Annotated in this window: 24 protein-coding genes; 20 read left to right on the forward strand and 4 right to left on the reverse strand. The window is 44.4% G+C overall.

The window, feature by feature from the left end; translation table 11 throughout:
- Positions 1–22: 22 nt before the first annotated feature.
- From R7R24_RS22195 to rplI, 10 genes are all read left to right on the forward strand, one after another.
- On the forward strand, positions 23–1,768 hold the full coding sequence (locus R7R24_RS22195; RefSeq protein ID WP_025768080.1) for a type IV pilus secretin PilQ: 1,746 nt from the start codon (positions 23–25) through the stop codon (positions 1,766–1,768).
- A gap of 187 nt (positions 1,769–1,955) precedes the next feature.
- Positions 1,956–2,474 carry a shikimate kinase AroK gene (gene aroK, locus R7R24_RS22200; protein ID WP_005381319.1) on the forward strand — a complete coding sequence of 173 codons (519 nt, stop codon included), beginning with the start codon at positions 1,956–1,958 and terminating at the stop codon, positions 2,472–2,474.
- Between the two features lie 32 nt (positions 2,475–2,506).
- Positions 2,507–3,607 (forward strand): 3-dehydroquinate synthase, encoded by a 1,101-nt coding sequence (aroB, locus tag R7R24_RS22205; protein ID WP_005381318.1) that lies wholly within the window; start codon positions 2,507–2,509, stop codon positions 3,605–3,607.
- Positions 3,608–3,659: 52 nt separating this feature from the next.
- A complete protein-coding gene (locus tag R7R24_RS22210) occupies positions 3,660–5,171 on the forward strand; it encodes an SPOR domain-containing protein (protein WP_025768079.1) in 1,512 nt (503 codons plus the stop codon).
- 69 nt (positions 5,172–5,240) lie between these two features.
- Positions 5,241–6,080: a Dam family site-specific DNA-(adenine-N6)-methyltransferase gene (locus tag R7R24_RS22215; RefSeq protein ID WP_005382762.1), complete on the forward strand. Its 840-nt coding sequence runs from the start codon at positions 5,241–5,243 to the stop codon at positions 6,078–6,080.
- A gap of 92 nt (positions 6,081–6,172) precedes the next feature.
- Positions 6,173–6,844: a ribulose-phosphate 3-epimerase gene (rpe, locus tag R7R24_RS22220; RefSeq protein WP_005381300.1), complete on the forward strand. Its 672-nt coding sequence runs from the start codon at positions 6,173–6,175 to the stop codon at positions 6,842–6,844.
- Between the two features lie 244 nt (positions 6,845–7,088).
- Complete coding sequence (gene rpsF / locus R7R24_RS22225; protein ID WP_005381299.1) at positions 7,089–7,478, forward strand: 30S ribosomal protein S6; 390 nt, start codon at positions 7,089–7,091, stop codon at positions 7,476–7,478.
- 8 nt (positions 7,479–7,486) lie between these two features.
- Positions 7,487–7,789 carry a primosomal replication protein N gene (gene priB, locus R7R24_RS22230; protein ID WP_005381298.1) on the forward strand — a complete coding sequence of 101 codons (303 nt, stop codon included), beginning with the start codon at positions 7,487–7,489 and terminating at the stop codon, positions 7,787–7,789.
- A gap of 16 nt (positions 7,790–7,805) precedes the next feature.
- Positions 7,806–8,033 carry a 30S ribosomal protein S18 gene (gene rpsR / locus R7R24_RS22235; RefSeq protein WP_000090472.1) on the forward strand — a complete coding sequence of 76 codons (228 nt, stop codon included), beginning with the start codon at positions 7,806–7,808 and terminating at the stop codon, positions 8,031–8,033.
- A gap of 33 nt (positions 8,034–8,066) precedes the next feature.
- Positions 8,067–8,519 carry a 50S ribosomal protein L9 gene (rplI, locus tag R7R24_RS22240; protein WP_005382760.1) on the forward strand — a complete coding sequence of 151 codons (453 nt, stop codon included), beginning with the start codon at positions 8,067–8,069 and terminating at the stop codon, positions 8,517–8,519.
- 77 nt (positions 8,520–8,596) lie between these two features.
- On the opposite strand, the gene R7R24_RS22245 is transcribed toward rplI, so the two are convergent.
- Positions 8,597–9,361: a DUF481 domain-containing protein gene (locus R7R24_RS22245; RefSeq protein ID WP_005381276.1), complete on the reverse strand. Its 765-nt coding sequence runs from the start codon at positions 9,359–9,361 to the stop codon at positions 8,597–8,599.
- Positions 9,362–9,581: 220 nt separating this feature from the next.
- On the opposite strand from R7R24_RS22245, the gene R7R24_RS22250 reads away from it, so the two are divergent.
- On the forward strand, positions 9,582–10,982 hold the full coding sequence (locus R7R24_RS22250; protein WP_005382759.1) for a replicative DNA helicase: 1,401 nt from the start codon (positions 9,582–9,584) through the stop codon (positions 10,980–10,982).
- A gap of 13 nt (positions 10,983–10,995) precedes the next feature.
- Positions 10,996–12,072: an alanine racemase gene (alr, locus tag R7R24_RS22255; RefSeq protein ID WP_005381272.1), complete on the forward strand. Its 1,077-nt coding sequence runs from the start codon at positions 10,996–10,998 to the stop codon at positions 12,070–12,072.
- Between the two features lie 38 nt (positions 12,073–12,110).
- On the opposite strand, the gene R7R24_RS22260 is transcribed toward alr, so the two are convergent.
- Complete coding sequence (locus R7R24_RS22260) at positions 12,111–12,530, reverse strand: secondary thiamine-phosphate synthase enzyme YjbQ (RefSeq protein ID WP_005381271.1); 420 nt, start codon at positions 12,528–12,530, stop codon at positions 12,111–12,113.
- A 305-nt stretch (positions 12,531–12,835) separates the two neighbouring features.
- On the opposite strand from R7R24_RS22260, the gene pgi reads away from it, so the two are divergent.
- A complete protein-coding gene (gene pgi / locus R7R24_RS22265; protein WP_005381270.1) occupies positions 12,836–14,488 on the forward strand; it encodes a glucose-6-phosphate isomerase in 1,653 nt (550 codons plus the stop codon).
- A gap of 99 nt (positions 14,489–14,587) precedes the next feature.
- Here the strand turns inward: pgi and R7R24_RS22270 are convergent, their stop codons facing one another.
- Together R7R24_RS22270 and zur are read right to left on the reverse strand one after the other, a co-directional pair.
- On the reverse strand, positions 14,588–15,049 hold the full coding sequence (locus R7R24_RS22270) for a chemotaxis protein CheX (protein WP_005381269.1): 462 nt from the start codon (positions 15,047–15,049) through the stop codon (positions 14,588–14,590).
- A gap of 9 nt (positions 15,050–15,058) precedes the next feature.
- On the reverse strand, positions 15,059–15,523 hold the full coding sequence (gene zur / locus R7R24_RS22275) for a zinc uptake transcriptional repressor Zur (protein ID WP_005381268.1): 465 nt from the start codon (positions 15,521–15,523) through the stop codon (positions 15,059–15,061).
- 321 nt (positions 15,524–15,844) lie between these two features.
- On the opposite strand from zur, the gene dusA reads away from it, so the two are divergent.
- The 7 genes from dusA to R7R24_RS22310 all read left to right on the forward strand — a co-directional run bounded on the left by dusA (position 15,845) and on the right by R7R24_RS22310 (position 22,848).
- Positions 15,845–16,825: a tRNA dihydrouridine(20/20a) synthase DusA gene (gene dusA / locus R7R24_RS22280; protein ID WP_017821727.1), complete on the forward strand. Its 981-nt coding sequence runs from the start codon at positions 15,845–15,847 to the stop codon at positions 16,823–16,825.
- Positions 16,826–16,989: 164 nt separating this feature from the next.
- Positions 16,990–17,205 carry an envelope stress response protein PspG gene (gene pspG, locus R7R24_RS22285; RefSeq protein WP_005381266.1) on the forward strand — a complete coding sequence of 72 codons (216 nt, stop codon included), beginning with the start codon at positions 16,990–16,992 and terminating at the stop codon, positions 17,203–17,205.
- A gap of 98 nt (positions 17,206–17,303) precedes the next feature.
- Positions 17,304–17,963: a TIGR04219 family outer membrane beta-barrel protein gene (locus R7R24_RS22290; RefSeq protein WP_005381265.1), complete on the forward strand. Its 660-nt coding sequence runs from the start codon at positions 17,304–17,306 to the stop codon at positions 17,961–17,963.
- Positions 17,964–18,120: 157 nt separating this feature from the next.
- Positions 18,121–18,351, forward strand: a complete 231-nt coding sequence (locus R7R24_RS22295; protein ID WP_005381264.1) for a hypothetical protein — start codon at positions 18,121–18,123, stop codon at positions 18,349–18,351.
- Between the two features lie 117 nt (positions 18,352–18,468).
- On the forward strand, positions 18,469–20,340 hold the full coding sequence (locus R7R24_RS22300; RefSeq protein ID WP_017633538.1) for an assimilatory sulfite reductase (NADPH) flavoprotein subunit: 1,872 nt from the start codon (positions 18,469–18,471) through the stop codon (positions 20,338–20,340).
- The gene (cysI, locus tag R7R24_RS22305) at positions 20,340–22,076 is read left to right on the forward strand and encodes an assimilatory sulfite reductase (NADPH) hemoprotein subunit (protein WP_005382750.1); all 1,737 of its coding nucleotides are present in this window, start codon (positions 20,340–20,342) and stop codon (positions 22,074–22,076) included. The genes R7R24_RS22300 and cysI overlap by 1 nt, the downstream gene beginning before the upstream one ends.
- Positions 22,069–22,848, forward strand: a complete 780-nt coding sequence (locus R7R24_RS22310; protein ID WP_005382748.1) for a phosphoadenylyl-sulfate reductase — start codon at positions 22,069–22,071, stop codon at positions 22,846–22,848. Before cysI ends, R7R24_RS22310 begins: the two co-directional genes overlap by 8 nt.
- The last annotated feature ends 552 nt before the right edge of the window (positions 22,849–23,400 follow it).

Raw genomic sequence — 23,400 nt, forward strand, 5'->3', positions numbered from 1 at the left:
CATTTATTTTTGATATTGAGTAATGAAAATGAGACAAGGATTAACACGTACACCAAGGATACTTACTGGGCTCTTCTCCTTATGGTTGTTTGTATTTTTAGCCCCTTTAGCGGCAGCTGAAGAAGTTTCGTCCAATGCCCTAAAAAGTATCGACTTTCGAACTAATAAAGATAAAGACGCCGTGATTGTCGTCGAATTGGCGTCACCGGCCGCGATTGTAGATATCAAGCGTGTACAGGAAGGGTTAAGTATCGATTTGCTTAACACTTCAGTAAAAGACGAGCAATTGTATCTCCTAGACGTGAAAGACTTTTCGACTGTGGTTGAGAGCGTAGAAGTGTTTCGCGACACCTCGACGACGCGCTTGGTTGCGCACATCAATGAAGAATACATGCATGATTACCGTTTAACGGGGCGTTTTTTGGAAATCAAAGTAGCGAAGATCAAACCCAATGAGAAAACCCCAGATAAAAGCATTTTAGAAAGAGAAGGTAAGCTTATTTCGATTAACTTCCAAGATATTCCTGTGCGAAACGTCTTGCAGCTTATTGCTGATTACAACCAATTCAATTTGGTTGTCTCCGACTCTGTAGAAGGCAACCTCACGCTTCGTCTTGATGGTGTCCCTTGGCAGCAAGTGCTGGATATTATTTTGCAAGTTAAGGGGTTAGATAAGCGTGTTGATGGCAACGTGATTTTAGTTGCTCCGACTGATGAGCTGGACTTGCGTGAGAAGCAGCAGTTAGAAAAACAAAAATTGACGGAAGAAATGGGAGAGCTTTCATCTGAAATCATCAAAGTTAATTTTGCTAAAGCATCAGACATTGCGGAGATGATCAATGGTGAAGGAAATATCAGCATGCTGTCAGAGCGCGGCAGTATGACCATTGATGAGCGAACTAACTCGTTATTGATTAGAGAGTTACCTGAAAACATCGAGGTGATTCGAGAAATTATTGAGTCTTTGGATATTCCAGTTAAACAGGTTCAAATTGAGGCGCGTATTGTGACCATCAATGAAGGTAACATGGACGAGTTAGGGATTCGTTGGGGTTTTACGTCTATTAATGGCAGTAATACAGTGGGTGGTTCTATTGAGAACAACCTCGCCACGATCGGTCTCTATAATGGAGAAGGGGGTGATGACGGTGGTGACGGTGATGGAGTAGGGATCGATGACTTCCTAAATGTAAACTTAGCTGCAACCAGCCCGAATGCGACCAGCATTGCTTTTCAGGTCGCAAAGTTAGGTTCAGACACCTTGTTGGATCTTGAGCTTTCTGCGCTGCAACAAGAGTCTAAAGCTGAGATTATCTCGAGCCCACGTTTGATCACTACCAATAAGAAACCTGCCTATATCGAACAAGGTACAGAGATTCCTTACCTAGAGTCATCATCAAGTGGTGCAACGACGGTGACGTTCAAAAAGGCGGTATTAAGTTTGAAGGTAACCCCGCAAATCACACCGGATAACCGCTTAGTATTGGATTTAAGTGTCACGCAAGATAGACCAGGACAAGTCGTGAAGACAGGCACTGGTGAAGCTGTTGCGATTGATACTCAACGTATCGGGACGCAAGTGTTAGTGAATAACGGTGAAACGGTCGTTCTTGGTGGTATTTTTCAGCACAGCATTACTAACTCGGTGGACAAAGTGCCTTTGTTGGGCGACCTGCCGCTATTAGGTGCTCTTTTTCGTCGAAGTTATGAGAATGTTGGCAAAAGTGAGCTGTTAATTTTCGTCACGCCTAAGGTGGTGATTCAGTAGTTCTGTCTCGGGAAAAACTGATTAAATCAAAAATAAAGTTGCAATAGTGGCACCATGCTTGGATAATTTCGGGTCTTATCACGAATTATCTGTGAGGAACTGGTGCCACAAGCCTTGTAGAACAGCAGTTTAGCTGTGTTTTCTTGTGGCGATCTTATTGAATCAATGTTGTAAATTACTGCTAAACATGGCTGAGAAACGTAATATTTTCCTTGTTGGCCCAATGGGCGCCGGCAAAAGTACAATTGGTAGACATCTAGCACAGCAACTGCATATGGAGTTTGTTGACTCCGATACAGTGATCGAAGAACGCACTGGTGCAGACATCTCTTGGGTTTTTGATGTAGAAGGTGAAGAAGGCTTCCGCAAGCGTGAAGAAGCGGTACTTGAAGACCTAACACAAGAGCAAGGCATCGTGCTTGCGACTGGCGGTGGCTCTGTTAAGAGCAAAGAAAACCGCAATCGTCTTTCGGCACGTGGTGTTGTTGTTTACTTAGAAACGACGATTGAAAAGCAACTTGCGCGTACAAACCGCGACAAGAAGCGTCCTTTACTTCAAACGGATAACCCTCGCGAAGTACTGGAGCAATTAGCTGAAGAACGTAATCCTTTATATGAAGAAGTAGCGGATTACACTGTTCGCACTGACGATCAAAGTGCAAAAGTGGTAGCCAACCAGATCGTAAAAATGCTAGAAGAGAGATAAGTCTTTATCTTTTTTTTAATTGGAGCAAACCGATGGAACGGATTACGGTCAACCTAGCTGAGCGTAGCTACCCAATCTCTATTGGCGCCGGGTTATTTGAGGACCCGGCGTACCTCTCTCAAGTTCTCTCAAACAAAAATGCAAAACAAAAAGTTGTTGTGATCAGTAATGTCACAGTGGCGCCTTTGTATGCAGACAAAATTTTAAAGCAACTCGAGCAGCTCGGTTGTAGTGCATCCTTGTTAGAATTGCCTGATGGTGAACAGTACAAAAACTTGGATGTATTTAATCAAGTAATGAACTTCTTACTGGAAGGGAGTTATGCTCGTGATGTTGTGATCATCGCGTTAGGTGGTGGTGTTATTGGCGACCTTGTGGGTTTTGCGTCTGCCTGTTACCAGCGTGGGGTCGACTTTATTCAAATACCGACCACATTACTATCCCAAGTGGACTCTTCGGTTGGTGGAAAAACCGCGGTTAACCATCCGTTGGGTAAGAACATGATAGGTGCGTTTTACCAACCTAAAGCCGTGATCATTGATACGAACTGCCTGTCGACGTTGCCTGAACGTGAGTTCGCTGCGGGTATCGCCGAAGTCATTAAGTACGGCATTATTTACGATGCAGATTTTTTTGTATGGTTAGAAGACAATCTTGAGCGCTTGTATGCGTTGGATGAAGAAGCACTAACTTATGCGATCGCACGTTGCTGTGAAATAAAAGCGGAAGTGGTGGCTCAGGATGAGAAAGAATCGGGCATCCGTGCTTTGCTTAACTTAGGTCACACCTTTGGTCATGCGATTGAAGCGGAACTTGGCTATGGCAATTGGCTGCATGGTGAAGCGGTATCTTCCGGCACTGTTATGGCGGCCAAAACGTCGCATCTACGCGGTCTGATCTCGGAAGAGCAATTTGAGCGTATTGTTGCGATTTTGCGTCGTGCAAAACTGCCTGTGCATACTCCAGACAGTATGAATTTCGATGACTTCATCAAGCACATGATGCGAGATAAGAAAGTCCTCTCTGGTCAATTACGATTGGTTTTGCCTACAGGCATTGGCACTGCCGAGGTAATTGCTGATACGACGCAAGACGTACTCAAACAGGCGATAGACTTCGGTCGCGATATTTAACCTTGTAATGGCGCCTTTGGGCGTCATTCTTGTAGTGTATTAAGGTTATTAGATGAGTGTTGCTCACGTACTGGAATTAGATTCTCAAATCGAGTTGCTTGATAGATTAGGTCTACTGACTAACTTTGGTTCCAATCTCATTGCGATTAATGGTCATGATGGGTACGGGAAATCTTGGCTAGCGCAGCGATACCTTGAAGTGGGTGCCAGTAACAAGAATCAATGTTTGTTACTTTGTCATTCTAATCAAGACGATGTGCAGCATCGCGTCCTTATTTTGAGTCAACTGGTTTCAGACGCATTGTTTAATCAGCAAGAGCCTTTACTTGATAGCCTTGAAAGGCTTTTAGGTGATGAGCCGTGTGACATTGCAATTGTTGTAGATGATGCGCATTTATTGAGTGAGACACTTATCTCTGAGCTTTGGATGCTGGTCTTAGAGGCGCACCATAAGCCAAATTGGACCATCAATATCCTACTGTTTACACAGTCTGGACGTTTAGAAGGTTTGCTAGCACGTCTCAGTTATGGACAAGAGATAAAGCCTGTTGAGCTTGATATTGATATGTTGTCCGAAGTGGAAGCTCGTCGTTTCTTTGAGTCACTTGTTGCGCGCTACGTCGATGATGAGTCTGAGAAACGGGTTCGAGATGCATTTAAAAAAGTCGACCCAGTACCGGGTGACATCATGGCGTTAGGAGAGATGAAAGTGGAAAAAAGGATCATTATCCGCTCGATTGTCGGTTCACCCCTGAATATTGCGTTGGTGGTATTAGTATTACTGTTGCTTGCTGCTGGTGGCTATTGGTGGATGCTTAGTCAACCAAGTCCTGATGATAAAGCGCAGCAAATTGCTGGCAGTTTAGAGCAAACGGCTATTCCAACTTTTGAAGAGTCAGGAATCAGTGCAGCGCAGTCTTCACTGATTCCTGTAACCGATGGCTCTAGCAGTCTTGATAAGTCTGGTGCGGTTGATGATTCTGATTCATTACCGCCAGCAGTGACAGAAGAAGTAGCGAGCGTAGGCAGTGATGACAATCAACAAAGAGTGGTGATTGAGTCGAATGTGGTCGATGCATTGCTTGAAGGTAAAGCTGATTCAGCAGACACAAAAGCGATTGATGATGTCGTAGGTACTGAGAAGACAGAAACCGCCGATGAAACTAGCTCCCCTTTGATTAAAGTCGTAAAACCGAATCAAGATATGACGCAAGCACCTGCTCAGTCAGAAGAGGGTGAGGCAAACCAACCTGTTGTGAAATTTTCATTTGCTCGTGAAGAACTAAAAGCGCTATCGCCAAGAGCTTATACTTTACAACTCGCGGCTATGACCTCAATGGAAGATGTACAATCCTTTCTCAATGAGCATCAACTGAATAATCAAGTGCGAATTTATCCTACCGTTCGTAATGACACCGAGTGGTATATCATCACATATCAAGATTATCCGACAATTCAAATGGCTCGTGATGCCGTCGCAAGCTTGCCAGATTCGGTTAAGTCGGTGAGTCCTTGGGCAAAATCACTCCGTCAGGTTCACCGTGAAATTGAACGAGTGAAATAAACCTGAGCTTCCCTGAAAAATATGTTACATTCCGCAGCCTTAATTTTTGGTCGATAGATAGAGCAGTAGATGAAAAAGCAACGAGCCTTTCTTAAATGGGCAGGAGGAAAATACGGACTGGTTGAAGACATCCAACGTCATTTGCCGCCGGCTCGAAAGCTAGTTGAACCTTTTGTTGGTGCGGGCTCAGTGTTTCTGAATACCGATTATGACCATTATCTACTTGCAGATATCAATCCAGATTTGATCAATCTGTACAACCTGCTGAAAGAACGCCCTGAAGAGTATATCTCTGAAGCGAAGCGTTGGTTTGTCGCTGAGAACAACCGCAAAGAAGCCTACCTACACATTCGCGCTGAGTTTAATAAAACCGATGACGTGATGTACCGCTCTTTAGCGTTTTTGTATATGAACCGCTTTGGTTTTAATGGCCTATGCCGTTACAACAAAAAAGGTGGCTTCAATGTACCGTTTGGCTCTTACAAAAAGCCGTATTTCCCTGAGGCGGAATTGGAGTTTTTTGCAGAAAAAGCCAAAAAAGCTACGTTTGTTTGTGAAGGTTATCCTGAAACATTTCGTCGTGCGCGCAAAGGGAGCGTCGTGTATTGCGATCCACCTTATGCGCCGCTTTCAAATACGGCAAATTTCACCTCATACGCAGGTAATGGTTTCACGTTGGACGACCAAGCTGCATTAGCCGACATTGCTGAAAGAACAGCGACTGAACGTGGCATTCCTGTGTTGATTTCTAACCACGACACTACCTTGACACGTCGGTTGTATCACGGCGCGGATCTTAATGTGGTAAAAGTAAAGCGTACCATTAGCCGTAATGGTAACGGTCGTAATAAAGTTGATGAGCTACTTGCGCTTTTTCATGCCCCAGACATGGATAAATCAAGCTCTTAATTCTCACACTATTATATCTAAATAGTGGATCTCCCCACTGGCTTCGGTAGAATTGCGCGCAGATTGTTTGCTCATTACTACTGAGGTCAGGTATGAAAGATTTTCTTATTGCTCCATCCATTTTATCGGCAGATTTTGCTCGTCTCGGTGAAGATGTAGAAAAAGTACTCGCAGCGGGTGCGGATGTGGTGCATTTCGACGTTATGGATAACCACTATGTACCAAACCTGACTTTTGGTGCGCCTGTGTGTAAAGCACTACGCGATTATGGCATCACAGCGCCAATCGATGTTCACCTAATGGTGAAACCCGTTGACCGTATTATTCCTGATTTCGCAAAAGCGGGTGCGTCGATGATTACGTTCCATGTAGAAGCTTCTGATCATGTAGACCGTACACTGCAGTTAATTAAAGAGCACGGCTGTCAGGCTGGTGTGGTACTAAACCCAGCAACGCCACTTGCAAGTCTTGAGTTTATTATGGATAAAGTCGACATGATTCTACTGATGTCGGTAAACCCTGGTTTTGGTGGTCAATCATTCATTCCTCATACACTAGATAAACTGCGTGCCGTTCGTAAGATGATTGACGAGTCTGGTCGTGATATCCGCTTAGAAATCGATGGCGGTGTGAAGGTTGACAACATTCGTGAAATTGCAGAAGCGGGCGCAGACATGTTTGTTGCAGGCTCGGCGATTTTCGGTGAGCCAGATTACAAACAAGTGATCGATCAAATGCGCGCTGAACTAGCTGAAGTTAAATAAGCACCGATAATCCAGCGCAATAACACGCTGATTTTAAAGGCTGCCATGTTGTTGGCAGCCTTTGTGTTTTCTAGTATTAGAAGAAATTAAATATCCGCTGCGATGAGCAAATAATCACTTGCCTATTTTACGCCCTTTCTGTACTATTCGTGCTCCTTAAACTCAGTCAATTATCTTTAGTTCCTTGCTTCCTCTGGACGACTGAGCCATTTGTGGAAGCTGAATAATCCGTAAGGAGCAACCAATGCGTCATTACGAAATCGTATTCATGGTGCACCCAGATCAAAGCGAGCAAGTTGCTGGCATGATCGAGCGTTACACTGGTTCAATCACTGAAGCTGGCGGTAAAATCCACCGTCTAGAAGACTGGGGCCGTCGTCAACTGGCTTACCCAATCAACAAGCTTCACAAAGCTCACTACGTTCTTATGAACGTTGAAGCTGACCAAGCTGTAATTGATGAGCTAGAAACTGCTTTCCGTTTCAACGATGCAGTTCTACGTAACATGATCATGCGTACTAAAGCAGCGATCACTGAGCAATCTATCATGCTTAAGCAAAAAGAAGAGCGTGCTCCACGTCGTGAAGAGCGTTCTGAAGCTAAGCCTGAAGCTAAGTCAGAAGCTGCTGAGTAAGTTTTCTTATGGCCAATCGAATGGAGCTGAGCGGCACCATTGCCAAACCGCCCATTCGTAGTAAAAGCCCTGGTGGCATTGAACACTGTCGGTTTTGGCTGGAGCATCGCTCTACTATTATCGAAGCTGACTTACCTCGACAAGTTTATTGTCGTATGCCGGTAGTCGTCAGCGGGCTTGGGTCACAAGCACTAACTCAGAATTTAGTTCAAGGCAGTAACATTAAGGTAAGTGGTTTTGTCACTTATCAAACCGGCCGAAATGGCGTGGGAAAATTAGTGTTACACGCCGACAACATTACTCAAATTTAAGATCAGGAGATAGCCCATGGCTCGTTTCTTCCGTCGTCGTAAATTCTGCCGTTTCACTGCAGAAGGCGTACAAGAGATTGATTACAAAGACGTAGCAACTCTTAAAAACTACATCACTGAAGCTGGTAAAATCGTACCTAGCCGTATCACTGGTACAAGCGCTAAGTACCAGCGTCAACTAGCACGTGCTATCAAGCGTTCACGCTACCTAGCTCTACTACCGTACACTGACAAGCATCAGTAATCGGTTCATTTTATTAAGAAAGAGGATTAAGCAATGCAAGTTATTCTACTTGATAAAATTGGTAACCTAGGTGGTCTTGGCGATACTGCAAACGTTAAATCTGGCTACGCTCGTAACTTCCTTATCCCACAAGGTAAAGCAGTTATGGCAACTAAAGCTAACGTTGAAATGTTTGAAGCTCGTCGTGCTGAACTAGAAGCTAAAGTTGCTGAGCAACTAGCTGCTGCAGAAGCTCGCGCAGAGAAAGTTAACGCTCTAGAAGCGGTAGTTATCGCTTCTAAAGCTGGTGACGAAGGCAAACTATTCGGTTCTATCGGTACTCGTGACATCGCTGACGCTATCACAGCTGCAGGCGTTGAAGTTGCTAAGAGCGAAGTTCGCCTTCCTGAAGGTGCTCTACGTAACACTGGTGAGTTCGAGATCAGCGTTCAACTTCACTCTGAAGTTTTCGCGACAGTTAACCTACAAGTTGTTGCTGCTGAGTAATTCAGTATCAAGACGAAATACTAAAAAGCACCTCCTCGGAGGTGCTTTTTTTATTTCTAAAACTGAGAGAAAAAGGGTTAAAAAGCGAAAAGTAAATTAACGGAAAATACGCTGTCCGCTTTGCTTAAGCCTTCAGGCACTTTATCGTGATACTGACGAGAGTGCGCCAGTTTCAGTGCAATATCTTCAGTAATATCATTGGTTACACTGAGTTCACTATCAGTACGTGTGTTACTTCTACCTGTTACCAACGTAATATCAGCTGCGAAACTTAAATTATCCAACGCATGCCAAGTTGTGTTGATATTTCCTCGAAAAATGCCTTCTCTAACGATATCGGGAAAGACAATATCGTCATCATCTATTTCGTCTAAGTTTGGCTCTTGATAGCGAAAACCAGGGCCTACTTCTACCTCTAAAATGAAGTTCTCAGTGTAGGAGAACTGGTAACCCAAACCACCTGACAACGTATAGTCTTTAAAATAAGCACTGTAGCGAGAATCCACTCCTTTAAAGCTGCCATACAAATACGTCTTAGGGCCTAACTTGTAGTCACTCTGCAGGGAATAGGTGGATGAGCGTTTGTCTTCTTCACCGTCTTTGTACAAGTTGTAGTACTTCCATTCACCATTAGAACGGTGTCGACCTGACGTATATTCAGCACTCAAACGAGCATTCAGGGAACGAGAGTCCGTGTTACCTGTGTGAGCTTGATAGCCGAACTCCACCTCGGTTTTTAGTGGGTCGGGTACATCAATATTTTGCTCTGGCTGTACTGATTCGTCAGCATACGATGCACTAGCGCACAGTAGGCTAAAGCTAAGTAACCAGTATCGGGACACATCAACCTCGAACGTAATCAAAAAGGAGGGGCATGATACTGATACAGATATTTGGTTGGGTCAATGGTAGGTTAATTTTTATTAGAGCTAGGCGGAAGAACCAGGCTATTACCTGGGTGGTTCACATGATGATTTCTTAACAAGTAATTGTCGCTTCGGGGAAGCATCTCAGTTAGGTTAAGGTTATAATCGTGGGTCATAGTAGTTATCGAGCAAAGTCATGGCGGAAAACAGAAATCGCAAACCTTCAGACAGTCAGGTCGACGCAATCAAAGTGCCACCTCACTCACTAGAAGCCGAGCAATCAGTAATTGGTGGTCTTTTACTGGATAATGAACGTTGGGACACCGTTGCCGAACGTGTTGTGAGCAGTGATTTCTATAGTCGTCCACACCGCCTGATTTTTGAAGGTGTAAAAACCATTCTTGAAGCGGGTAAACCTCTCGATCTTATTACTTTATCGGAGTATCTAGAGCGTCACGAGTTGTTAGAAGATGTAGGCGGTTTTGCTTACCTCGCTGACTTGGCGAAGAATACGCCAAGTGCAGCTAACATCAATGCGTATGCTGATATTGTCGCTGAGCGTGCGATTGTTCGTGGCCTTATTGGTGTCGCGAATGAAATTGCGGACGCGGGCTATGACCCTCAAGGTCGCAGTTCTGAAGATTTAATAGACATGGCGGAGAGTAAAGTTTTTGCTATCGCCGAGTCTCGAACTAGTGAAAACGAAGGACCACAAAACGTCGACAACATCCTCGAAAAGACGTTAGAACGTATCGAGTTGTTGTATAAAACGCCACAAGATGGTGTTACGGGGGTCGATACCGGTTTCACAGATCTCAATAAGAAAACCGCAGGTTTGCAAGGCTCTGATTTGGTGATTGTCGCAGCGCGTCCATCGATGGGTAAAACGACCTTTGCGATGAACTTGTGTGAAAATGCGGCCATGCAACAAGAAAAGCCCGTACTTATTTTCTCGTTAGAGATGCCAGCTGAACAGTTGATGATGCGTATGTTGGCCTCTTTGTCTCGTGTAGACCAAACCAAGATCCGTACGGGTCAGCTAGATGACGAAGATTGGGCGCGTATTTCTTCTACTATGGGTATCCTGATGCAGAAGAAAAATATGTACATTGATGATAGCTCTGGTCTAACTCCGACCGAAGTGCGTTCGCGCGCTCGCCGTATCGCTCGTGAACATGGCGGTCTATCGATGATCATGGTCGACTACCTTCAGTTGATGCGCGTGCCTTCGTTAACCGATAACCGTACTCTTGAGATTGCTGAGATCTCTCGCTCTCTTAAGGCGCTGGCAAAAGAGCTAAATGTGCCTGTTGTGGCACTGTCGCAGCTAAACCGTTCCCTAGAGCAACGTGCGGATAAACGACCAGTAAACTCGGACTTGCGTGAATCCGGTTCCATCGAGCAGGATGCCGACTTGATCATGTTCATCTACCGTGATGAGGTTTATCACCCAGATAGTCCGTACAAAGGTACGGCCGAAATCATTATTGGTAAACAGCGTAACGGTCCTATCGGCTCTGTTCGCCTCACTTTCCAAGGTCAACATTCGCGTTTCGACAACTACGCGGGTCCTGCATTCGATATTGATGATGAGTAATTCCATGAGCTATATGAAAGCGGCCAAGGCGTGCATTGATTTGTCTGCGTTGCAGCACAACTTACAGCGCGTAAAAGCTCAAGCGCCACAAAGTAAAGTGATGGCTGTCGTCAAGGCCAATGGTTATGGTCACGGATTACGTCATGTCGCAAAACATGCTAACCATGCGGATGCGTTTGGCGTGGCTCGCATTGAAGAAGCATTGCAACTGCGCGCTTGTGGAGTAGTAAAGCCGATTCTATTGCTAGAAGGTTTTTACTCTCCTGGTGATTTACCTGTTCTTGTGACGAACAACATCCAAACCGTGGTGCACTGTGAAGAGCAGCTTATCGCCTTGGAGCAAGCAGACCTTGAAACTCCGGTTGTCGTGTGGCTGAAGATTGACAGTGGCATGCACCGCCTTGGGGTTCGTCCTGAACAATATGACGACTTTGTAACGCGGCTGAAGGAGTGTCCAAATGTAGCGAAACCGTTGCGTTACATGAGCCACTTTGGCTGTGCAGATGAGCTGGATAGCGATATTACCCCACAACAGATTGAGCTGTTTAAATCGTTGACTTCTGGTTGCCAAGGGGAACGTTCACTGGCGGCATCTGCGGGGTTATTGGCATGGCCTCAAAGCCATTTAGATTGGGTTCGTCCGGGTATTATCATGTATGGTGTGTCGCCATTCGATGACAAAACGGCGCAAGATCTTGGGTATCAGCCTGTCATGACACTTAAATCCCACCTTATTGCGGTACGTGAAGTGAAGAAGGGCGAAAGTGTTGGCTATGGTGGTATTTGGACCAGTGAGCGAGATACAAAAGTTGGGGTCATCGCTGTAGGGTATGGCGACGGTTACCCAAGAAGTGCTCCAAACGGTACGCCGGTGTGGGTTAATGGCCGTAAAGTACCTATTGCAGGTCGAGTTTCCATGGATATGCTGACGGTCGATTTGGGACCAGACGCAACGGATAAAGTCAGCGACGAAGCGATTCTTTGGGGGAAAGAGCTCCCAGTAGAAGAAGTGGCGGGTCACATTGGTACGATTGCGTATGAACTCGTGACTAAGCTAACGCCTCGCGTCGAGATGGAATACTCCAAATAAACAACGAAAGGCTAACCCAAGGTTAGCCTTTGTTTTATCTACTCACCGTTAATCGTAGCAATAACGCGGCGGCCGCCACCAAAGTCTCGATGCTCACCCAAGTAAATACCTTGCCATGTTCCTAAAGCTAATCGACCATTTTGGATTGGTACCGTCACACTACTGCCAAGCAGTGATGCTTTAATATGTGCCGGCATGTCGTCGTCACCTTCATAGGTGTGCTGATAATAAGGAGCACGCTCTGGCACAAACTTATTGAAGTGCGCTTCCATGTCCATACGCACGGTTGGATCAGCATTCTCATTTAAGGTCAAACTGGCGGAGGTGTGCTGAATAAATAAGTGTAATAAACCTACTGAAAGTTCGTTTATTTGTGGTAATTGTTGTTCAATTTCATCAGTTATCAGGTGAAAACCGCGGCTTCTCGCTTTTAATTGCAGTGTTTTTTGTGCCCACATACGTGTTCCTTTGGAAATTTATAAATTGGCGTCTATCCTATTCCAATTAGAGCCTGTCATTAGTAAATGATATGATTCTTGTCATCGTAAATGAATGTTCAATTTCAGGGCAGGGAACGTGACCTAACTCAATGTGAGTGTAAAAGCTCTCGGTCATAATTGGCGCCTGAAAAAAAATTACAAAGACTTGTTTTGTGGCAATTTGCCCAAACATCTAATTTATATTCTATTTGCTAAATCGGGGATTCCACAGTTTTCGCTAGACTGTAAGGAATGGAACCTACTGTAACATCGGGATAAAGACCATGTTGAAAAATATCAATCCAACGCAAACACAAGCTTGGAAAGCGCTAACGGCGCATTTCGAATCTGCACAAGATATGGATCTTAAAGAGCTGTTTGCTCAAGACGCAGCGCGTTTCGACAAATACTCTGCACGTTTCGGCTCAGACATCCTAGTCGATTACTCAAAGAACCTCATCAATGAGGAAACTCTGAAGCACCTGTTTGCTCTTGCGAAAGAGACCGAGCTGAAATCTGCAATTGAAGCGATGTTCAGTGGTGAAGCGATCAACCAAACAGAAGGTCGCGCTGTTCTTCACACTGCACTACGTAACCGCGCTAATACTCCAGTTATGGTAGATGGCGAAGACGTAATGCCAGCAGTGAACGCGGTTCTAGAAAAAATGAAATCATTCACTGAGCGCGTTATCGGCGGTGAATGGAAAGGTTACACAGGCAAAGCAATTACCGATATTGTGAACATCGGTATCGGCGGTTCTGACCTTGGCCCTTACATGGTGACGGAAGCTCTAGCGCCATACAAAAATCATCTAAACCTTCACTTCGTATCTAACGTTGATGGTACACACATCGTTGAAACGTTGAAGAAAGTTAACCCAGAAACGACGTTATTCTTGATCGCGTCTAAGACGTTTACAACACAAGAAACCATGACTAACGCGCACACTGCTCGTGATTGGTTCCTAGAATCGGCGGGTGATCAGGCTCATGTGGCTAAGCACTTTGCTGCGCTTTCAACAAACGCGACAGCCGTGTCTGAATTTGGTATCGATACAGCGAACATGTTTGAATTCTGGGACTGGGTTGGTGGCCGTTACTCACTATGGTCTGCGATCGGTCTATCAATTGCACTAGCAGTAGGTTTCGACAACTTCGTTGAGCTGCTTGATGGCGCTCACGAGATGGACAAGCACTTTGTATCAACAGATCTAGAAAGCAACATCCCTGTGATCCTTGCGCTTATCGGTATTTGGTACAACAACTTCCACGGTGCGGAATCAGAAGCTATTCTGCCTTACGATCAGTACATGCACCGTTTCGCGGCGTACTTCCAGCAAGGTAACATGGAATCAAACGGTAAATACGTTGACCGTGACGGCAATGCTGTAACTTACCAAACTGGCCCAATCATTTGGGGTGAACCAGGTACCAACGGTCAGCACGCGTTCTACCAGCTAATTCACCAAGGTACTAAGCTTATCCCATGTGACTTCATTGCACCTGCAATTAGCCACAACCCAGCTAGCGATCATCACCAAAAACTGATGTCTAACTTCTTCGCGCAAACTGAAGCTCTAGCGTTTGGTAAAAATGAAGAAACCGTGAAAGAAGAGTTGGTGAAAGTAGGTAAGAATGCTGAAGAAGTGGCAGCGATTGCGCCATTCAAAGTGTTTGAAGGTAACCGTCCAACAAACTCTATTCTAGTGAAGCAAATCACGCCTCGTACGCTAGGTAACTTGATCGCAATGTACGAACACAAAATTTTCGTACAAGGTGTTATCTGGAATATCTTCAGTTTTGACCAGTGGGGCGTGGAGCTAGGTAAACAACTGGCTAACCAAATCCTACCTGAGCTTGCAGACGAGTCTCAAATCAGCTCGCATGACAGCTCAACAAATGGTCTAATCAACGCATTTAAAGCGTTCAAAGCTTAATGTTTGAATAGATAAAGAAAAGGTCAGCAAATGCTGACCTTTTTATTGCCTGAGGCAAAAACAAAATAGGTTGGCCAGTGCCAACCTATTTTTTCTCTTTTATTCGAAGCAAATTTCGATAAAGGCATTTCCCCATTGGGAAGAGAAAGGCATGATAATAATTGAGCCTTCACACTTGTGGCGAATCGTATGACCTCGGCCCGAAACCACAACCGGTGTTGCCATATCAAAGTCAAAACCACTTTCCGCCAGAATGCGTTTCGCACCACCAGTAACCATGTTGGTGATCTCACCCACCATATCGGTCACTTCTTCATTGAGCCCATTTGGACGTTCACCAAGCATGTTCTGCATGATTTCTAGGGCGAGTGCTTCATCAAAGGTGATCGACATTGAACCACGAGTTTGTGGGCCTACCATACCAATCAGACCAGAAACGTCACCTCGTGCGATCTCATCTTTTTTGATTCGCGGTTTTTGTGGCTTCAGCTCAAGAGAAGCCATAGTTTTTAGCACGTTCATTAAAGAAGCTAAAAACGGGTTTACAAATTCAGCGCGCATAACGTTCTTCTATACTTTTTCTTTCGTCTCGGAGGAACAGGCCTGGCATTCACCATGAGTTTCAATAACTTGGTTGGTCAGTTTGAATCCATGCTTCTCGGCGTTTTCGGCTAACAAGGATATCAGCGTCTCATCTTCGAGTTCAACGACATCACCACATTTATCGCAAATTAGTAATTGGAAAAAGTGCTGCTGAGTATTGAAAGAACAACAAGTAATAAAGCTATTTGTCGATTCCACTCGGTGGATGAAGCCTTGCTCTAGGAGAAAATCTAATGCTCGATAAACAGTGGGCGGCTTAGCCTGAGGCTCACTCTCTTTTAGTTGCTCCAATAGCTCATACGCACTTGAGGCGCGGCGATTAGAACAAATGAGTTCAAATACGCGTCGGCGTTGCGGAGTCAGTCGTACTCCACGCTCTGCGCAGATACTTTCAATTTGTTCAATGATTGTTGGGTTCAAACCTTTCACCATAACTATCGGACGTGCTCTATGATAAATCATTTCTATACGAAGTTCGTTTAGAAATGCTTCATTTTACCCACTATCAAAACGAAAATCATGAATTAAAGCAAGTCGGTGGTGGTGTGAAGGCGGAATGATCATCACAGAATGAATCAACGAATGACAGATTCGTATTACTTCTGCGTATTCCTAAGCACTTGGCTAGTCAGCCAACCAAATCATTCTCGCTGAAACTAGCACCCAGAGGTGCTTGGGTATACAATACCCGACTTATTTTTTGAGCGTACTGCTGCGCTCGACCTTGGCAACATAAAAACGGGTGTTTATATCATGACTCATTCTTGCAGGCTCTCCGTAGCACCAATGTTAGATTGGACTGATCGTCATTGTCGCTACTTCCATCGCTTAATGACCAAAGAAACCCTGTTGTACACTGAAATGGTGACGACAGGTGCGATCATTCATGGAAAAGGAGATTTCCTGGCTTATAACGAAGAAGAGCATCCGTTAGCCCTTCAACTTGGTGGTTCAAACCCAGCAGATTTGGCTACGTGTGCCAAGCTAGCGCAAGAGCGTGGCTACGATGAGATTAACCTAAATGTGGGGTGTCCATCTGACCGCGTACAAAACGGTCGATTTGGTGCTTGCCTAATGGCTGAACCGCAGTTAGTTGCGGATTGTGTCGCAGCAATGAAAGACGTGGTCGATATCCCTGTAACAGTCAAGACTCGCATTGGTATTGATGATCAAGACTCTTACGAATTCCTAACGGATTTCGTTTCTATTGTTTCAGAAAAGGGTGGCTGTGAGCAGTTCACTATCCACGCACGTAAAGCATGGTTAAGTGGTCTAAGCCCAAAAGAAAACCGTGAGATCCCACCATTGGATTACCCACGCGCTTACCAATTGAAGCAAGACTTCTCACACCTAACGATTGCGATTAACGGTGGCGTGAAATCATTAGAAGAAGCAAAAGCACATCTTCAGCATCTTGACGGTGTGATGATTGGTCGTGAAGCATACCAAAGCCCATATTTACTGGCATCGGTAGATCAAGAGTTGTTTGGCTCTAATGCTCCAGTGAAGAAACGCAGCGAAATTGTTGAAGAGATGTATCCATACATTGAAGCGCAATTAGCGAAAGGTGCGTACCTTGGTCATATTACCCGCCACATGTTAGGTTTGTTCCAAAGCATGCCCGGTGCTCGTCAATGGCGTCGTCATATCAGTGAAAATGCGCACAAACCAGGTTCTGGTCTAGAAGTATTGCAAGACGCGCTAGCTAAGATTCCAAAAGAATTGAATGTGTAAAATTCGCCAGTGAATGGCTAAAATTACCAACTAAAGAATGATAAAGCCAGAGTGCAGAAATGCCTCTGGCTTTGTTTTTTTATTAAAAATCATAATCTTAACTTCGTTTCTGTAAGTTGGTATGGAAACTGCTCTGTTTATTGAAAACAAATGGAGAAGTGATTATGTTGGAGCTAATCTTTATTTTAGTCTTTGCGGCGACCTTGTTGGTTACGGGTATCACAATGATGACCGTATTCGCAGCAACTGGTATTGCGTTAGTTGTGATGTTTTTACTGGGAATGGTTGGAGCGGTACTTAAACTATTACCATGGTTAATCGTGATTGCATTGGGTATTTGGTTCTTCAAGAATTACGTCGCTCAGCCCCGCTATAAATAATGAGTAACATCATTTAGTTGATGGAGAGGCGTGAGAATATGGTATATTTCCTCTCACGTCCTCTACGTGAATATCAGCTATCTCGGAGTAAATACTACATGACAAATAAAGCGAACATCGCTTTAACGGCATTATCGTTGGCAGTATCTTTTCCTGTTTTTGCAGAGTACTCTGTATCGACAAAAGTCGGCGCAGAGGTATGGGCTGCCGACACTAAAGTTAATGAAGTGAGACGAGATAGCAGTACCGCAGGCACTTTTTACGCGGCGATTGAACATGATGTTAAATACGTCCCTAATGCGCGCCTTCGTTACTCAAGTGTTGATGCGGATTACATGGGGTTCGATAAGCTCGATTTAACCTTGTATTACCACGTTCTAGAGCATGATTTATTGCACTTTGATGCGGGTCTCACGTTTAGTAATTTAAGTGACACTAAATACATTGATGCTGGCTCAAGCAGGCGTGTAGAAGAATTTGATGAGCTGATTTGGGCTTGGTATGGTTACGCAGAAATTCAAGTTCCGGATACAAACTTTGATGTGATTGGTGAGATAAACTTTGGTGACAACAAAGGTATCAAAAGCACCGATTTCATGGCAGGTGTTCAATACAATGTACCGCTCGAAAAAGCTCGACTGGCTTTTCGTGGAGGTTACCGTGTGATTGATTTAGAGTCCGATAAATTCATGTCGGATCTAGGGAAAGAGTTTATTTTTGCTAACGGCTTCTTTGTGAGTGCGGAATACGCGTTCTAAACTCAGCCATGTTAGATATTCGATTTACTTAAAACGTCGCTTTATAAGCGGCGTTTTTTTATATCACTTCATTATATCTAATCGAAATTTCTCCCTATTTGGCTGACTTAGACCATGCTTACCTAGGAGCAATGTGAAAGTTAAAACAGGGATAGCGATGACAATAAATGAACTAAGACATCTATTCCGTGAAAATCAGCTTATCGAAGCGATTATTGAGCCTGCAATCCAAGAGGGTGGTTGGGTTGTAGAGTTCAGACATGCGCGCGGTGGTTTTGTTTTTCTAACGGACAGTCACGGCGAAGAATGTCTTTATGAAGATTTGGATACTGCGTCAAAATCGGCAATGGCAGTAGGCTTTCAACAAGTCCGCATTGAAGATCGATGAGCAAAAAGTAAGCCGTTCTTACTTCCAAAAAGTTATAAAACATTCACTTCTATTCTTTCTTGTTATTAAGGAGAGTGGGTACTCTATCGTCACGCAATGAATAGGGATGTCGTGATAATGTCTTTTCAAAAGAATGAGTATTCTCACAAGAATGTGTCTGAAGATAATAATGGGCAAGGAGGAAATCCTCCAATCGCAAGCCCTCTGAATGACCAACAAATTAGCTCACTCCAACAAACTGTCTCTGAGTTGTCTTCACAGCAACTTGCTTGGGTCAGTGGGTATTTTTGGGGATTAGCTCAAAATCAACCAAACACAGCGGTAACGCCAATTGCACAAGCAACGGCAGCCGTATCAGCGAAGCCAGCAGGTAAGTTGAGTATTATTTTTGCTTCCCAAACGGGCAATGCTAAAGGTGTTGCTGAAGCTCTGGAGCAGGAAGCAAAAGCAGAAGGAATTGCAGTCGAACTTTTTGATGCAAGCGATTACAAAGGTAAAAACTTAGCCAAAGAAACGCATGTCATTATTGTGGCATCGACTAACGGCGAAGGCGAAGCGCCAGACAATGCCATTGAGCTACATGAGTTTTTGCAATCGAAGAAGGCTCCTAAGCTGCCAAACCTGCAATATGGTGTTATTGCATTGGGAGATTCTAGCTACGAGTTCTTCTGTCAGACCGGTAAAGACTTCGACACTTACCTATCAAAGCTAGGCGCGACTCCATTTATCGAGCGTCTTGATTGCGATGTGGATTATGAAGCCCGCGCAACTGAATGGCGTAAGAATGCGTTAGACAAGGTAAAAGATACACTTTCTTCTGGCTCTGAAGCGGATGTGGTTCAACTTCCTGTGGGTCAAGCTGCGACTGCGCACTCTCCTTACAATAAACAAAATCCGTACACTGCGACGTTACTGACCAGTCAAAAAATCACGGGCCGTGACTCTGGAAAAGACGTTCGTCATATAGAAATCGACTTAGAAGGCTCGGGCTTAACGTATCAGCCAGGTGATGCACTAGGTGTGTGGTTTGAAAATAGCTCGGAACTTGCAAATGCCATTCTTGGTAAGGTCGGTTTGTCTGGGGTTGAGACTGTTGACGTTGATGGTGAAAGCTTGTCAATCCACAGTGCTCTTGTGAGTAAATATGAAATCACAACATCTAACCCGCAGCTCATCACAAAGTTTGCCGAGTTATCCGGTAGCAAGAAGCTACAAAAGTTAGTTGAAGATAAAGATAAGCTTCGCGAGTACTCTGCAAATACTCAAATCGTTGATGTACTGGCAGAAAAGAAAACCAAGTTAACCGCAGATGAGTTGATTGGTTTGCTTCGTCGTCTTACTCCACGCCTTTACTCTATTGCATCAAGCCAAGAAGAGGTCGATGAAGAAGTACACCTAACGGTTGCTTTGGTTGAGTACGAACAAAACGACGAAAAACGATATGGTGGTGCGTCTAGTTTCTTAGCACAGCGTCTCGAAGAGGGAGATGAAGTTAAAGTATTTGTTGAGCATAACAACAACTTTAAACTGCCGGAAGATGATAGTACTCCAATTATCATGGTTGGTCCTGGTACAGGGATCGCACCATTCCGTAGCTTTATTCAGGAACGTGAAAACCGCGATGCTGAAGGCAAAAACTGGTTGTTCTTTGGTGATCGCACGTTCACTCAAGATTTCTTGTACCAAGTGGAATGGCAAAAGTATCTCAAGTCAGGAGTACTAAGCCGATTGGATGTTGCCTTTAGTCGTGACCAAGTAGAAAAGGTTTACGTACAACATCGCATCTTAGAAAACGCAGCTCAAGTGTGGCAGTGGATCCAAGAAGGCGCTTATATCTATGTCTGCGGTGATGCAACGCGTATGGCAAAAGATGTGCATGACGCATTGGTTATCGTTGCTGAACAAGAAGGCAAGATGCCGCGTGACGATGCAGAACAATTTATTAATGACCTACGTAAAGCGAAACGTTATCAGAGGGATGTGTACTAATGACTTTTTCTACGGACAATAATAAGCAGGTTGTATTAGGTGAAGAGTTAGGGCCGCTATCTGATAACGAGCGCCTGAAGCGAGAAAGCAACTTATTACGTGGCACCATTGAGCAAGATTTACAGGACCGTATTACTGGTGGCTTTACTGCCGACAACTTCCAGTTAATTCGTTTCCACGGTATGTATCAACAAGACGATCGTGATATCCGTAATGAACGCACAAAGCAAAAACTGGAACCATTACATAATGTGATGCTTCGTGCTCGTATGCCTGGAGGCATCATCACGCCAACGCAATGGTTAGCGATCGACAAGTTCGCAACGGAGCACTCTTTATATGGAAGTATTCGTCTGACGACTCGCCAAACGTTCCAGTTTCATGGGGTATTAAAACCGAATATTAAGTTGATGCATCAAACGCTCAACAGTATTGGCATTGATTCGATTGCAACCGCGGGTGATGTAAACCGTAACGTGTTGTGTACCACTAACCCAGTGGAGTCAGAGTTACACCAAGAAGCTTACGAATGGGCGAAGAAGATCAGTGAGCATCTATTACCAAAGACGCGCGCTTATGCAGAGATTTGGCTAGACGGTGAAAAAGTAGAAAGCACGGAAGAAGACGAACCGATTCTAGGCAAGAACTACTTACCACGTAAGTTTAAAACTACAGTGGTTATCCCACCGCAAAATGACGTAGATGTACACGCTAACGATCTCAACTTCGTAGCGATTGCAGATAACGGTAAGCTGGTAGGCTTTAACGTCCTGGTCGGCGGCGGCTTAGCGATGACGCATGGCGATACATCAACTTATCCGCGCCGCGCTGACGACTTTGGCTTTATTCCGCTGGACAAGACACTTGATGTTGCCGCAGCTGTAGTAACAACTCAGCGCGACTGGGGTAACCGTTCAAACCGTAAGAACGCAAAAACCAAATACACATTGGATCGTGTAGGTAGCGATGTCTTTAAAGCGGAAGTCGAGAAACGTGCTGGTGTTAAGTTTGAGCAAAGCCGTCCATATGAATTCACAGAACGTGGTGACCGTATTGGCTGGGTAGAAGGAATTGATGGTAAATATCATCTAGCGCTTTTCATCGAAAACGGTCGCTTATTAGACTTTCCAGGTAAACCACTTAAGACGGGTGTTGCTGAAATTGCCAAAATCCACAAAGGCGATTTCCGCATGACAGCAAACCAAAACCTAATTGTTGCGGGTGTACCTAAAAACGAAAAAGCGAAGATTGAAAAGATCGCTCGTGAACATGGCTTAATGGACGACGGCGTAAGTGAACAGCGTAAGAACTCAATGGCTTGTGTTGCTTTTCCAACTTGTCCGCTAGCGATGGCAGAAGCTGAACGTTTCCTTCCTCAGTTTGTTACTGATGTGGAGGGGATTCTGGAGAAGCACAACCTACCAGAAAATGACAACATCATTTTGCGTGTAACTGGGTGTCCAAATGGCTGTGGTCGCGCAATGTTGGCTGAAATTGGTCTAGTTGGCAAAGCGCCGGGTCGTTACAACTTGCACCTAGGTGGTAACCGTGCCGGTACTCGAGTACCAAAAATGTATAAAGAGAACATCACGGATAAGCAAATCTTAGAAGAGATTGATCTGCTGGTGGCTCGATGGTCGAAAGAGCGTGAAGAAGGCGAAGCCTTTGGCGATTTCACTATTCGTGCTGGCATTATCCAAGAAGTGCTCGTATCAAAGAGGGACTTTCATGCTTGATTCTGTAGCATCCAAGCTGGAGCTCACAGAGTTACTGACATTAACAAAGACGGAGCAAATCCTCCGTCTTGCTCAAATTAATGTCGAGCTCGAAAAGCTTTCAGCACAAGAGAGAGTAGCGTGGGCTTTAGATAATCTAGAAGGCGAGTTCGCGGTTTCTTCTAGTTTTGGTATTCAAGCCGCGGTTATGCTTCATTTAGTTACTCGCGCCAAAGCGGACATCCCCGTCATTCTAACCGATACTGGTTACCTGTTTGCTGAGACGTACCGATTTATCGATGAGCTGACAGATGCTCTCAACCTAAATTTAAAAGTTTATCGAGCCAAAGAAAGTGCGAATTGGCAAGAAGCTCGATATGGAAAATTATGGGAGCAGGGTGTAGAGGGAATTGAAAAATACAACAAGCTCAATAAAGTTGAGCCGATGCGTCGAGCGTTAAAAGAGCTTAATGTTGGAACGTGGTTCTCTGGATTGCGTCGAGAGCAAAGTAAATCTCGTGCAGGTTTACCGATTCTATCAATTCAGAACGGTGTGTTTAAATTTCTACCAGTAATTGATTGGACTAATAAAGACGTTCATTACTACTTAGAACAACACGGCCTTAAATACCACCCATTATGGGATGAAGGTTACCTTTCAGTTGGTGATACACATACCACTCGTAAATGGGAGCCGGGAATGTCAGAGGAAGAAACTCGATTCTTTGGCTTAAAGCGAGAATGTGGCCTACACGAAGATGATGGCTCTGAACAAGATGGGTCTGGCATATAGCCATAATGCTCTTTAAATAGAGTTTAGGTTAAGTTTAATAAAGATAGCTGCAATAAAGCAGCTTTCTTTATTTATGGTACTTGAAAAATACGTCTCAAAGAACAACTCTGTGGATAAGTTGTGTGAGAGTTTGGGGTAAAGTTGAATAAATAAAGGTTTGATCGAAAACTCATCGTTTAACCATTATTTTTGCAATTTTTGAAAAATAACACTTGCCAATGTGAGCGCGATCTCTATAATGCCTCCTCGTCGACAGGGCAAGGGCTCACAAGGGTTTAAGCGAAGTTGATAAGGCTGAAAAGAAAAACGAAATAATTTGAAGAAAGTGTTTGACACAATAAATTATCTCGCTAGAATGGCCGCCTCTTCCGAAGTGATGTCAATCACAAAGAAGAGTTGCTCTTTAACAATATAGACCTATCAATCTGTGTGGGCACTCGTTGATGATAATCCAATTCGATACTTCGGTATCAAATTAGGTTTCAATGATACGAAGTGACCATTGAATCGAAAGATTCAGCACAGTCAATTCAAACATTACTTATGTAATGT

It is taken from the genome of Vibrio sp. 704, assembly GCF_033339295.1.